15 protein-coding genes are annotated in these 12,253 nt (G+C 58.0%); 14 read left to right on the top strand and 1 reads right to left on the bottom strand.

Going from position 1 to position 12,253, the window contains the following annotated elements; genetic code table 11:
• Positions 1–117: 117 nt before the first annotated feature.
• Positions 118–444, top strand: coding sequence for a hypothetical protein (locus ACR65W_RS07510; RefSeq protein WP_434502488.1), 327 nt, complete (start codon positions 118–120; stop codon positions 442–444).
• Entirely contained in the window at positions 441–656 is a 216-nt protein-coding gene (locus tag ACR65W_RS07505; RefSeq protein WP_434502486.1) for a hypothetical protein, read from the top strand. The genes ACR65W_RS07510 and ACR65W_RS07505 overlap by 4 nt, the downstream gene beginning before the upstream one ends.
• A gap of 58 nt (positions 657–714) precedes the next feature.
• Here the strand turns inward: ACR65W_RS07505 and ACR65W_RS07500 are convergent, their stop codons facing one another.
• Complete coding sequence (locus ACR65W_RS07500) at positions 715–918, bottom strand: hypothetical protein (protein WP_434502484.1); 204 nt, start codon at positions 916–918, stop codon at positions 715–717.
• Positions 919–1,480: 562 nt separating this feature from the next.
• On the opposite strand from ACR65W_RS07500, the gene ACR65W_RS07495 reads away from it, so the two are divergent.
• From ACR65W_RS07495 to ACR65W_RS07440, 12 genes are all read left to right on the top strand, one after another.
• Entirely contained in the window at positions 1,481–1,837 is a 357-nt protein-coding gene (locus ACR65W_RS07495; RefSeq protein WP_434502482.1) for a hypothetical protein, read from the top strand.
• A 104-nt stretch (positions 1,838–1,941) separates the two neighbouring features.
• Positions 1,942–4,989: a VapE domain-containing protein gene (locus ACR65W_RS07490; protein WP_434502480.1), complete on the top strand. Its 3,048-nt coding sequence runs from the start codon at positions 1,942–1,944 to the stop codon at positions 4,987–4,989.
• A gap of 436 nt (positions 4,990–5,425) precedes the next feature.
• The gene (locus ACR65W_RS07485; protein ID WP_434502478.1) at positions 5,426–5,665 is read left to right on the top strand and encodes a hypothetical protein; all 240 of its coding nucleotides are present in this window, start codon (positions 5,426–5,428) and stop codon (positions 5,663–5,665) included.
• A complete protein-coding gene (locus ACR65W_RS07480) occupies positions 5,649–6,002 on the top strand; it encodes a hypothetical protein (RefSeq protein WP_434502477.1) in 354 nt (117 codons plus the stop codon). The genes ACR65W_RS07485 and ACR65W_RS07480 overlap by 17 nt, the downstream gene beginning before the upstream one ends.
• Before the next feature lie 12 nt (positions 6,003–6,014).
• Positions 6,015–6,812 carry a terminase small subunit gene (locus ACR65W_RS07475; protein WP_434502475.1) on the top strand — a complete coding sequence of 266 codons (798 nt, stop codon included), beginning with the start codon at positions 6,015–6,017 and terminating at the stop codon, positions 6,810–6,812.
• A 40-nt stretch (positions 6,813–6,852) separates the two neighbouring features.
• A complete protein-coding gene (locus ACR65W_RS07470) occupies positions 6,853–7,899 on the top strand; it encodes a hypothetical protein (protein ID WP_434502473.1) in 1,047 nt (348 codons plus the stop codon).
• 237 nt (positions 7,900–8,136) lie between these two features.
• Positions 8,137–8,703 (top strand): hypothetical protein, encoded by a 567-nt coding sequence (locus ACR65W_RS07465; RefSeq protein ID WP_434502471.1) that lies wholly within the window; start codon positions 8,137–8,139, stop codon positions 8,701–8,703.
• A 62-nt stretch (positions 8,704–8,765) separates the two neighbouring features.
• Positions 8,766–8,888, top strand: a complete 123-nt coding sequence (locus ACR65W_RS07460; RefSeq protein WP_434502469.1) for a hypothetical protein — start codon at positions 8,766–8,768, stop codon at positions 8,886–8,888.
• Positions 8,888–9,088, top strand: a complete 201-nt coding sequence (locus ACR65W_RS07455) for a hypothetical protein (RefSeq protein WP_434502467.1) — start codon at positions 8,888–8,890, stop codon at positions 9,086–9,088. Before ACR65W_RS07460 ends, ACR65W_RS07455 begins: the two co-directional genes overlap by 1 nt.
• Positions 9,089–9,098: 10 nt before the next feature.
• Positions 9,099–9,821, top strand: a complete 723-nt coding sequence (locus ACR65W_RS07450; RefSeq protein ID WP_434502465.1) for a phage tail tip lysozyme — start codon at positions 9,099–9,101, stop codon at positions 9,819–9,821.
• 69 nt (positions 9,822–9,890) lie between these two features.
• Entirely contained in the window at positions 9,891–11,204 is a 1,314-nt protein-coding gene (locus ACR65W_RS07445; RefSeq protein ID WP_434502463.1) for a hypothetical protein, read from the top strand.
• A 12-nt stretch (positions 11,205–11,216) separates the two neighbouring features.
• Positions 11,217–12,253 (top strand): hypothetical protein (locus ACR65W_RS07440; protein ID WP_434502461.1); only part of this gene is annotated, 1,037 nt, incomplete at its 3' end.

Here is a 12,253-nt window from a genome sequence, read left to right as displayed (position 1 = left end):
TTTACGGACTTTCCAGCTGTTTATATCTTGGCATTCTATCTGAATCTCCCGATTATTCTCGATAGCAGGCGGTAACCACTCCGCACACGCTCCCAAAAATAGTTACGGAGATTTGACGTGACTGAGACCGAGGCGAACGTTCGCAAGTTTTTGCGCCGAGCCGACGCTGGCGACTACATCAAGGAAAAATACGGATTCTGTTCAGGAAAGACGCTCGCCAAGCTGGCCTGTGAAGGTGGCGGCCCCAACTACTTCCGCGCCGGCAATGTTGCCCTCTACACGCGCGAGGAGCTGGATAAATGGGTGCTCGCTAAGATCGGATCACAGCGCGCCAGCACTGCCGAACACGGCGTCAGACAGCCGCCATCCGAAACCCGTATGTCGCGCGTCGAAGCGCTCGCGCGCGAGATCGAGGCCGAGCGGACCGAAGGCCGCGCGCCATGAGCGACGTCCCCACCCCGCAACATGCGCCCGGACTGTCTGGGCGCGAACTCGATAGGGTGCCGCGAGCTGGCGCGATTACGCCGCAGTCGGTCGTTTTCGAGCGCCTGAACGGCGAGCGACTGCATTTCGCAAGCGTCGCGGCGTTTCACGAATGGCTGGACGCGGAGCAGCGGCGCGAGACGCTGGCGGAAGAAAACGCTCGGCCCGCATGACGCGTGTTAGCAGGGGAAACTTTTTCGAACGCAAACGCGCTTGTCAAAACAATCGGAATCAGCGCATCCTATTCTCGCTCGCCCAATCGACGAAAGGGAGGCGAGCGGCGACGGCGCTGCACGTGCCCGAGCCTGAAACGCTCTCGTAGCCGCCGTCGATGCGGAAGACGAGTTCCGACTGACAGCGCTGGACGTGCTTGAAGCCGATGAGCTGATATGAACGACGCAAGGCGTCGTTCATGCTCTCGGGCTGCGAGCGCATGCGCACTCGCTCCCGATTAACGAAGGAGCGAAGGTCGTGAATCAGACTCAAGAAATCATCTCATTTGGCGTCGCGCTTCCCGGCGAACATGACGACGATTTGCTTCGTCGCCCCGAGGCATCAGCATATCTTCGTCGCCGATACGGCGTTGGATCGACGGCGGCGAATCTGTCCACGATGGCAGGGCGCGGCAATGGCCCGGCGTATCGAAAAATCTTGGGAACTTGCATCTACCGCAGGGGCGATATCGACGCCTGGGTCGCCGCTAAAATCTCGCCCATAATCGAGCATCGCGACCCCAGGGCGCGCCGTTCGACCGCGTCTTCCACCACCCCCGCAAGCCACGCTGGCGCGCCTCTCGCGGAGCGCGAGCACGCCGCCAGCGCGGCTTGAAAAAGAAAGCGGCCGACGCCTTCGCAGCGCCGGCCGAAAGTGAATGTCGAAATTTTCCAGAAGACCGCCGAGGCGCGCCCAACGCCGGAGACGGAAACAACCGAGCAACAAGGAGGCTCGATGAGCTATGAGACCTACAGCCGAATCAGATTTTTCTCAAGAGCCGAGCGTGGCGCAGAGCGCCTTTATTGATCGGGTGAACCGCTTGATCGAGTGCGGCCCAGTTTTGCTCGCTAAGCGATTCGATAGAGGCCAGCGCCGAAGAACTCAATACCTGTTTACCCGCCTGCCTGCCTCTATCTCTGTGGGCAACAATCCGGAGTGCGCTCACCCCCGCGTTGAATGGACGGACACGGCGTGTGGCAAATCCGGCGTCGGCGCAATCGGCCTCGCGTCTCACGTCTGGCGCGTCTCTGAATACGAAGCGGCGCGGCGAATCTACGAATTCGTGCGGATCGAAACTGGCGATTGGTATCACAAGGGCCTTCGCCCGCTCGCCGAGTTTGCGGCAGAACTAGCAGCCTGAAAAAGCAAAAAAAGCCGGGACGCTCGACGCGTCCCGGCCTTCAATTCATCGCGGCTTGCTGAAGGCCGCTCACGACATTGGAATGAGAAAATGACTATCGAATCATGCCCGATTTTTCAAGAAAAAGCTGTCGCGCCTCGCGCCAAAAATGGAAGGCGCTGACGATGGCTCGCTTCGGATTCGTTCTCTACACGGATAAATCCTTCGACCGCCCTGACTTCGACGACGAAGCGCATCGCGCCGAGGTCGCCGCAAGACCGGTCACCGAGAATGTCATCTCTATCGATGAGTTTCGTGCGGCCGTAGAGCGCACATTCGGCCCGGCGGAGCCACAGGATGCGCCCGAGGCCGTCTCTGCTATGGACACCCGAGCCGGGAGCGCTTCGCTCACTGGTAGGATTCCTGCGGGAGAAATTTTCGAGGAGCGAGCCGAGGCTGGCGACGCCAGCCATCTTGGTGCTTTCGCCTCGAACCTTCTCGACAACATCCCTACCGAGTTGAAAGCTATTCCACGTTGGGTGGGGTGGCGCTTCGAGGTCCGCAACGGCAAGCGAAACAAGGTTCCCGTCAACGTCCGCACTGGCCGCGCCGCCATCTGGTCTAATCCAGATAGGGAGTGCGTTGATTTTAAGACGGCTATACGGCTATCGCGCATTCGCAATCTTGAAGGCGTCGGGTTTATCTTCGAAGATGATATCCACTTCACAGCCATCGATCTGGACGACGTTCGCGACGAAGATGGCAATCTCGCTCCGCACGTCGCAGAAGTGTTGTATCTCAAAGAGAGTTACGCCGAGTGGAGCCCGAGCGGAAACGGTGTTCACATCATCACCGGCACTAAGATTGTCGGTCAGCGTGTGAATCATCATGCTGACGTTGAGATATACGGGAACCGCCGCTTCCTTACGATTACTGGACGACTGATAGACGGCTCGCCGTCTGGCATTCATGAAGCGCCGAAGACGATCGAATTGCTTACGGCTCGTGTTGATGAGTTCGACGCAGGAGGCGCTGCGGAAAAGGCTCAGGCCGGCCATGGTGATGCGACGAAGGATCATCCGAAGGCGGATGCGAGCGACGCGCCAACACCATGGCGAGCTGTGAACGACGCGGCAATTCGCAACTACGATAAATGGGTTCCGGCAATCTTCCCGCGCTATAAAAAGCTGGCCAGTGGGGTTTTGCGCGTCGCTTCTGAAGATCGCGGACGGCGTGATCTACAAGAGGATATCAGCTTTGCGCCCGGCGGCATCAGGGACTTCGGCGTTGAGGTCGGGCGCACGGCCATCGACATCGTGCAAGAGTTCCTGCCGGCCAGGGATGCGATCGAGGCGAGTCGGTGGTTGTGCGGCAAACTCGGTCTCGATCCAAGGGCCGTCGGATTCCGTTGGGCGGCCGACAAGCCTAAAAAAAATCATCGCAAACCGGAGCCTTCGCACGATCCAAATACCGGCGAGATAGCGGATGAAGAACATGGCGCGCAAGATGCACAGCCAGAAGACGACGCGCCGGAGGTTGCTGAAGCAAACGAAGCTGTCATCGCCTCAATGGTGAAGATTCGATCTATTTCCTTCAAAGCGAAGGTTGCAGCCGGCATCATGACGGACGATGAGGCCCAGGCCAACATCGACGAGTTCGAGCCGATGGCTCGACGCGCGGTTTATGAGCGCGTCTTGGATGGCGACTTTCCGATCAAAGTCCAGCTTGGCGGAAACTCATCGAGGGAGGTTTTGGTAGGCGATATCGTCGCTTCGCCGGACGAGTTTAAAGGAAAAAAAGTCCGCGACCCATACGGCGTAGCGTCGTCGTGGATTGGAAAGCTCGCGCTCGAACGCGGCGCGCCGCGCGTCAGCATGTTCGATAAATCCCCGCCGTTTTATCTTATCGATAAACCAGTGGAAGGCGGCGACCGGCCTTGGAGTGACAAGCCGAAGGCCGCTTGGCTCGAACATGCCAAGTTCGATGATGACAAGCGACTAATATCAAATCTTGAAAACGTGATGGTTGCGCTTCGCCATGCATCCGAGCTTGAGCAGGCTTTCGCATATGACGAGATGAATTGCTCTGTTTATGTAATGCAGCCACTTCCGCGAGTATCTAACGGCGGCGGCGTTGCATGGACGAAACCAAGTCAATTAACCGATCAACATTGCACGCAAGTTCAAGAATGGCTCCAATCATGCGGAATGTCGAAGATCGGCATCGATCCGATCAGGGCTGGAATCGACTTGCGTGCGAGAGAGGAAGGTCGCGCATTCCATCCCGTTAAAGATTACCTCGATAGCCTGCATTGGGATGGGAAGTCGCGTGTTGACATGTGGCTTAGCGATTACCTTGGCGCGGAGAATACCGATTACACGCAAGCGGTCGGCTATATGTTCATGATTGCAATGGTCGCGCGCATCTACAAACCCGGATGCAAGGTCGATTACACGCTGATATTGGAGGGATTGCAGGGCGCGCTCAAAAGCACGATTTGCAAAGCGTTAGCTGGTGAAGAATGGTTTTCAGACGCCTTGCCAGACATCACGAAAGACAAGGAATGCTCGCAACATATTCGAGGCAAGTGGCTGATCGAGATCGCCGAGCTTTCGTCAATGTCGAAAACTGAAAGCAATCATCTGAAGCAATTTCTCACGCGGCAAGTCGAAAAATATCGTCCCCCATACGGAAGGAATGAGGTTCATGAGCCGCGCCAATGTGTTTTTGTGGGGACCACTAATGATGAGCGATATTTGAAAGACCCAACAGGCGGACGCCGTTTTTGGCCTGTGAAGGTTGGCGGCAACTTGCTGCACGAAGAACTAAGGGCAGATCGCGACCTTTTATTTGCAGAGGCCGTCGCCGCCTTCAAGGCGGGTGAACAATGGTGGCCAAATAGAGACTTTGAAGAAAGGTATATGCAGCCGGAACAACAAGGCAGAATCGATCATGACGCATGGGTGGAGCCAATTGCAGATTGGCTTGCTGGCATTAATCCGGGCCATCGTGTTCGTCTTGTCGATATCGCGAATATGGCGCTCGGATTGGATACTTCGAAGTTTGGGAGAGCCGATCAAAACCGCGTGAAGGAGATTTTGCGCCACCTTGGTTGGGGGAGGTCTACGAAGAGGCTCGACGGATATCCAATGTGGGAGTTGGTCGCGAAGTGAGGACAGTGACGAAGGAGTGACGAGAAAAATCTGTCATCACTCCATTATTGGTCTTAAATATCAATACATTACCATAAATAAGTGACGACAGTGACGATATTTCTTAAATGACCAGTAAATGGAGTTTTTAGTGCCAAGTAACTATCGGTAGTAGTAACTTGTTAGCAATAGGGTTGTGGGCTCCCTTATGTGAACTATGGTCGACTATCACTTTCGTCACTTCAATTGGGAGAAGCAGTAATTATATCAATTATTTAGACGAAGTGACGATCGTCACTCCCGGCCGGCTGGAATCCCAAGAGTTTCGGCCGGCACGCGCGGCGAAAAATCGGATATGTTTTACTTGCCAGAATCAGGATGCACGCATATCGTTGCTGCAACGTTATAACATAACAGAATGAGCAATATGCCCAGGCCGCCGATCGGGGAGAGAGCCATGACCAGCACGGAGCGCTCCAGACGCTGGCGCGCGCTCCGGCGCAGTTCTGTTGCTGCAACGAAATCCGCAAGCAACAAAACGGGCGACGAAATGGAGTTGGTTGAAGCCAAACGGCGCATCGCAGAGCTTGAATCGAGGTTGAGGGCCGAGTGCGCAAGCAACAGAGCGATGCGCGCGAAGATAGCTACGTTCAGAGACGCGGCGCATATGGAGGTCGCAAATGGCCAAGGGCTTTGATTACGATCGCTTCCTGCGCGGAGCATGTGACCCGATCATTGCGGGTCCGATCGACTGCGAGAACGACGTGTGGGTTGCTCGCGTGTTTGCGCACAATGGCATCTATCCCCGTTGCGCTCAGATCATGTCGGATCACAAGCCGCTTTGCGAAGAACTTCGCTCTAACGCGATTATGCAACTGATGCGACGCGGTGCAAATGTTCATGTGTGCGAAACGCAACGCGAGTTGCAGAGGGCCGCGAAGCAGCTATGGCCAGCGAATGTTCTTGCGTGGATTCGATATGATGTTGCGAAGTCGCGTGAGCGCAATGGCGCTTTGTCGAAGTCGTCGAAGTAGGGAGATTGGATAGTGAGTGCTGCGGCAGAAACTTCGACGCGAGCGTTGACGACGCGCCAACGCCGTTTCGCAGAACACTATGCGATGTCTGGCAATGGTGCAGAGTCTGCGAGGCTTGCGGGATACGCATACAAGATTGCTAGAATCTCCGCTCAAGAAGTCCTGTCAAACCCTAACGTAGTTGCACTTGTCGATGAGTTGCGTAAGGAACGACTTGAACAGCTTGGTGTTCGCCCGGATCGCGTTCTCGAAGAACTAGCAGCATCGGCGTTTGTCGATCCCAAAGACGTGTTTGATGAAAATGACGACTTGTTGCCTGTTCGTCGTATGCCGAAGGTCACACGCCGTGCGATCAAAAAGATTCGGATTAGAGAGCATTACGACAAGAAGACGGGTGAGCCGATAGGACGTGATGTTGATATCGAGTTTAACGACAAGCTGCGCGCCAATGAGATACTGGGTCGCCATCTCGGAATCCTCAAAGAGCAGCCGATTCAAGTTAATCAGCAAAACGTATTTGCAGCAATCGTCGAACGCGCGCAGGGCACGGCGCTGCAACCTATTTCGCAGCGTGATGATGATGATAGCGCCAACACGATTGAAGGCGAGATCATCGAAAAGACCGACGCGCCGACAACAAACATGGCCAGCGGCGATGCGCTTGCGGCGTTCAATGCAATCGACGGCGACGAAGCGGAAGGCGAAGACGACGCTGAAGTGCAAGCGACGGACGAAGCCGATGCGGAGCGCATGACTTCAGAACGAGAACGATCGGCGTTTCGCCCACTGTGGCGTCGTCGTCGGCGTTGAGAGTTTCGGCATAGGGCAGATTGAAATAGGAGAAGCGGAAATGACTAGCGGATGGATTCAACATGGCGACAGCAATCAGCGCGACCTTGTGAAGATGCTGCTGCCCGAACGCGGCGTCCACTTTATGGTCAGCGACGACGAAGACGCAGCGCGAGCGCTCACGGCGGAATTGGCGGTAATGGTGGCCGGCGGCGATCTTGCCTCGATGCAGAGCGGCGGAGGTAAGAGCTTCCGTCTTCAGCGCGGATTCATGAACCTACCGACTGGCAAGCCGCGTGCCGTTAGCGCGGTCGGCGCTACTGACATGGATCATATCAAACTCGCGGCTGCACTTCGCAACATCAATACTCGACTCCCGATCTACGTTCGCGAAGACGCGAAGTGTGATCTTGCGGCGAATGGCTTTGGCTACAAATTGCGCGAGAACGATATCGCGCTCGCGATTGTCGCGGTCGATGTTGGCGAGAAAGACGGACTCGAATTGGTCCGTCGATACGGCATGTTCTCAAACGAAGTGGCTATCCTGATTGTCACGAAATCGGAGCCGCCCAAGAATCTGCTATATCGCGAGACGCGCGTCATGCGGATCGTCGAGGGCAAGGGCGAGGATCAGTTCACGCTCACGGTGGATTGCGAGGCGCTCAAGCCCGGCTGGAGCCGCGAGCTATCGCTTGAGGCGGTCGATCTGGGCGACGGGCGCATGGCCTGGGGCGTCAGGAACGTGACGGCTGGCGCATCGGCCCCGCAACTCGCTCCCGCCACTCCTAAGCCTGCGCAAGCTGAGCGCGAGGCGCATGCCGGCGTCGTGATCTATGCGGTCGGCTCCGGCACGTTCGGCCTGAGCCAGGATGAGATCGCCTCTTGGCCGGCCGGAACCAACTTCGCCTCGACGCCGGAAGCGGTCGTCGAGGCCGTCCGCGAGGTTCATGGCCGCGTGAGGGTCGTCGTCGCCACGGTTGCAGGATCGAAAGCCGGTGTTGCGGAAGAGGCGAGACGCGCACGAACGGCGTTGGAAGCCGCGCATTTGGCTGGCGTCTGCACCGTCGAAGTATTGGAGCGGAAGTTGCAGGACGTGCGCGCGGCATAGGCGCTTAAATTGAAGTGAGCCAGCAGAGCGTTTGCCGCGCTTTGCTGGCTTTTTTTTGCGCGCTCATGCGCTTTTTGCTTGTACTTCGCGAACGGTGCTTCAGACTGTGATTCTGCGGCCGATCGCGCGGCCTGATTCCGATTTCATAAAAGCTTGCGGGTCCGCGATCCCCGCATAGGCCGGGGCGGGATTCTCCCATGATCCCGTCCCGGTATCTTAACGAAAGATCGCGCCATCATGCTGACATCGCCCGGACCGCCGAATCTAAGCACGGTTGCCGCGCCTCCTGGCTGGACGGTCGTGGTCAACGGTGTGCCGGTCCCTATGATTGGCATGATGGTTCAAACCGATGAATATAACCTTGGCGATCTTCGCGGCATCACATTAAACGGCATCGCCCCCGCTGGCGCGGAGATGATCCCGCCGGGCGGCGAAGCGCGCAACATCACCGGCGTTGCGGCGGCCGGCGGATCGAACGTATCTGAAGTCACGATTACCGTGACCGATGAAAACGGCGACGCTGTTGCGGCGGTCCATCATCTCGACGTGTGGTTGTCGGACGCGGCGTCTGGCGCTGGTCTCACTGGGACGACCGCTTCTGGCACCGTCACCAACAAGTCAGCGTCTGGAACCGTGCTTCAGATTTACTCCGCCAAGAAGGCAGTCCGCGTGCAGACGCTTGCAACCGGCATCTTCATTCTGGAGATCACCGATACCGCAAAGACGGCGTTCAAGGTCTGCGCCACGTTGAACGGCAAGGCTGTCGTGCTCGCGACGCTGACCGCAGGCAATTACGGCGCGTAAGTTGAATTGATTTTGCCGGACCAACGCAAACTGGTCTGACGTTCGAAAGGTGGGAACACAACATGGCTCGCAAGACCGTTAAATCCAAAGCCCCGGCAGCGAAGAAGATTTCTTCCGTCGGCAAGAAACCGGTGCTGAAAGCCCCCGCCGGAAAAGCCAAAATGAAACCGCGCGGCTTGTGCTGATGGACGACGAAATCGACATCGAAGAAGCCTCGACCGAGCGCCTCATCAACATCCTTGGGTGCGTCGAACACTTACCATTAGCGGATTCGTTCGCGGAGCACTTCGGCCGGCGCATCGACATCGGAATCGAGCTGGACCGGCGCGGCGTCAAGGATTGGGGCGAGCGAGCCAGTGCGCTCATTCGATCGAAGATGAATTGAGGAAAGCGATATGAGCATCGGCGGCGGAATCGGATCACTCATGCAGGGCGTCGCAAGCGGCTACGGTGCGGTGGCTCAAAGCGATCGCGACGCGCTCATTCAGAAACTTCTGTTGGAGCGCGACGCTCAACCCGCCTCGCCAGTTGATGGCGGTGCGACTCCGGCGAGTTCTCAGGCTACCCCCATCGCGAGCGGAACCGGCTCGACAGGCGGCGGACTGACACAGGCCGCGCTCTACGATCATTTCGTGAATCGCGGCGCGACGCGCAACGAAGCCGCGATGCTTTCGGGGATGGCCGTCGCCGAGAGTAATTTGAACCCGAACGTCGTGCACGACAAAGGGACAGGCTTCGGCCTATGGGGCCATCGCAATGAACGTCGCGACGCAATGTTTAAATTCGCCGGCACCAACAAGCCGTCATGGCAACAGCAAGCCGACTTCGCGCTACAGGAGCTTCGCTCGCGGCCGGAGAGCGCGCGCGTCAACTCGGCGAGAAATCCTAACGAGTTGACGATTGCCGGAATGCGATATGAGCGACCGCGCGGCTATACTGATGCGAATCCGGCCGCTGGCGACAACTTCAGCGGACGGCAGAACTACATCGCTGGCGCATTTGGTCGCAGTCAATCAGCGCCTTCTAGGTCTGTCGCTGCCGCCGCTTCGTCGAAGAAGCCCGATGCGCTCGACCTGATGAATGAATTACTGCCGCAACCACGCGGCATCAGTCGATAATTGGAGGATATTTCGATGGCGAATCTTGGTCGCGGCCTTGGGGCTTTCATTGAAGGCGTTGCAGGCGGAATGAAAACCGTCAGTGATATGGATAAAGACGCCGCTTATTCGAAATATTTGGCCGCCAAGGGCGCGAGCGAGGAACAGGAACTCGCCGACACAAGGGCTGAGCGCGACACGAATGCTGCCGCCGCTCAGGCGGCAGACACGGAGTTTAAGGCAAATCCGCAAAAATATGCGTCGACGTATGACGCGTATCTCGCCAAAGCCGCACCGATGGTTCGCGACGCCTATTTGGCGCGCGGACAGGTCGACAAAGCAAAAGCGTGGAACGGCTTTGTGAAAGACGAAGGAGTCAGGCTCGGAATCGAAACCGTCGGCGGCATTGAGCAGGCGTTTCAAGCTGGTGATTTGGAGGGCGTCAAAAGCGGCATAAACAAGCTTTTTGGTAACAAGCGCTACATGGCTGATGCGGGATGGAGCACGAACGCGGAATTGCTGAAAGACAAGGACGGAAAACCTGCGGGCTTACGCATCACGCGAACCGGCCCAGATGGCAAATCGACAAGCAGCGACTCCAGCAACATTCAGGAGATTCACGCCGAACTTATGCCGATGATATCGCCGGACACGGCGTTCCAGTGGAACAATAAGCTTCTTGAAGACAGGCGCGCGACGCAAGCCGACGAAGCGAAAGAAGGACGTAAGTTCGTCCGCGATTTGGCGCTGGAAACCAGGAAACTCGAAACCAAGCGAGCGAATCCGACGCTGACCGCATCTGATCGCAAGGCGATACTCGAGGCTGATGAGCTAGTCATGGCTGGCGAGAACGCCGTGTCGGCGCTCGATCAGGCCGCTAAGGTGAGTAAGGATGCTTACGGGTTCCCCGGCGCTGGCGCTGCGGCAAAATTCGGTTCTGTCATTGGCGTTCCCGGCTCGGCCGAAACGCAAGACTTGGACAATATCATCACCGGCCAAGCGCTTGAATCGCTCAAGGCGACGTTTGGCGGAATGCCGACTGAAGGCGAGCGCAAGGTGCTGCTTGAAGTGCAGGGTTCGTCGAGTCAACCACATGCAGTTCGGCAGAAGATTTTCAAACGAGCGCGCGAGCTTGCAACCAGACGCGTCGCATTCAACAAGAGGCGCGCCCAGGAGCTTCGCGGCGGCGACTTTTACGAGCCGGGTGATCACGTCGCGCCTGCGACGACGACAACGCCAGCGCCAACTGGCCAGCCCGTTCAGGCGCAGCGCAGCGCAGCGCCAGCACCTCAAGTTGCGATTCCGCCCGGCGCAATCCAGATGCTGCAAACAAACCCTGGCCTGCGTTCGCACTTCGACGCGAAGTATGGCGACGGCGCGTCCGCCGCAATTCTTGGACAGTAAGGAGCGACGACGTTGGAAAACCCATTCGATCAATTTGACGCGGCTCCCGATCAACAGGTGGCGGAGACTGTCGCTGCTAATCCATTCGATCAGTTCGACGCTTCACCTGATGACTTAGCGGCGCGAAACGCATCTGCCGACGAAGCGATGGTTAGTCCCGAGGGGCAGAAACTTGCCGGAGAGCTTCGCACGCGCGCTGACAAGATTTTGTTGAAAGCCGCCGGGGCCGAAAGTCCGATCTATGCGACGCTGTCGAACGCGGCGAATATGGCGACGTTGAACGCGACTCGAAACATCAAAGCCGGCATCATGTCTCTGCAAAGCGGCAAGCCGTTTGAGCAGGAATACAATTACGTCAAGGACGTTGACGAAGCGGCGACGCGACAGAGTCCGGTTGCGGCCGGTGTCGGATCGGCCATCGGCATTGGCTCGCAAATCGCTGCGGTTCCCGTCGCTCCTGCGGCGTCACTCGCGGGCCGCACGGCGCAGGGCGCAGCCATTGGCGCAGGCGTATCGGGCGCGGCAGAGTTCGCCGATACGAAAGACCCGCGCGCTGCGTTGCACTCTGCGGCGATCGGCGGCGCGCTCGGCGCGGTGGCTCCGGCCGCCGTTGAGGGCGTCATCGGCGCGGGTGGCGCCGTCGCCAACAAGGTGCAGGGCCTCGTCAGACCGAACGCAGAGGCCGAGAGGCGCATTGCTGTGGCGCTTACCCGCGACGCGGCGGCGGGCGGCCAGCAACTTGACGAAGCTGCTATGAGGGTCGCGCAAGGCGCTGGCCAGCCTGTCGTCGTCGCCGACATGGGCGGCGAAACGACCAGGGCGCTCGCCAGATCGTCGGCGAACACGTCGCCCGAGGCGCGACAAGCCATCGCCGATGTTGCTGAGCGCCGTTTCGAAAGCCAAGCGCCGCGCGTTTCGGAATTCGTCATGGGTCTCGGAACCGGGAATGAGGCGCTGGCGACGCGCGAGGCGTTGCAGATCGCCGCAGCCAAGGCCAACCGGCCGGCTTACGATAGGGCGTTCGCGCAGGGCGAGGGTGGCTCGTGGCA

The organism is Methylocystis sp., from assembly GCF_051062815.1.
In the GTDB taxonomy this organism is placed as follows: domain Bacteria; phylum Pseudomonadota; class Alphaproteobacteria; order Rhizobiales; family Beijerinckiaceae; genus Methylocystis.
Note: the sequence above shows the minus strand (reverse complement) of the source record. Positions and strands in the feature narration are given on the sequence as shown.

Excerpts from the sequence above, each read along its gene's own strand:
- ACR65W_RS07470 (WP_434502473.1), top strand. The coding sequence starts at position 6,853 with ATGACTAGCGGATGGATTCAACATGGCGACAGCAATCAGCGCGACCTT.
- ACR65W_RS07455 (WP_434502467.1), top strand. The coding sequence starts at position 8,888 with ATGGACGACGAAATCGACATCGAAGAAGCCTCGACCGAGCGCCTCATC.
- ACR65W_RS07465 (WP_434502471.1), top strand. The coding sequence starts at position 8,137 with ATGCTGACATCGCCCGGACCGCCGAATCTAAGCACGGTTGCCGCGCCT.
- ACR65W_RS07500 (WP_434502484.1), bottom strand. The coding sequence starts at position 918 with ATGCGCTCGCAGCCCGAGAGCATGAACGACGCCTTGCGTCGTTCATAT.
- ACR65W_RS07450 (WP_434502465.1), top strand. The coding sequence starts at position 9,099 with ATGAGCATCGGCGGCGGAATCGGATCACTCATGCAGGGCGTCGCAAGC.
- ACR65W_RS07445 (WP_434502463.1), top strand. The coding sequence starts at position 9,891 with ATGAAAACCGTCAGTGATATGGATAAAGACGCCGCTTATTCGAAATAT.
- ACR65W_RS07460 (WP_434502469.1), top strand. The coding sequence starts at position 8,766 with ATGGCTCGCAAGACCGTTAAATCCAAAGCCCCGGCAGCGAAGAAGATT.
- ACR65W_RS07480 (WP_434502477.1), top strand. The coding sequence starts at position 5,649 with ATGGCCAAGGGCTTTGATTACGATCGCTTCCTGCGCGGAGCATGTGAC.
- ACR65W_RS07485 (WP_434502478.1), top strand. The coding sequence starts at position 5,426 with ATGACCAGCACGGAGCGCTCCAGACGCTGGCGCGCGCTCCGGCGCAGT.
- ACR65W_RS07505 (WP_434502486.1), top strand. The coding sequence starts at position 441 with ATGAGCGACGTCCCCACCCCGCAACATGCGCCCGGACTGTCTGGGCGC.
- ACR65W_RS07490 (WP_434502480.1), top strand. The coding sequence starts at position 1,942 with ATGCCCGATTTTTCAAGAAAAAGCTGTCGCGCCTCGCGCCAAAAATGG.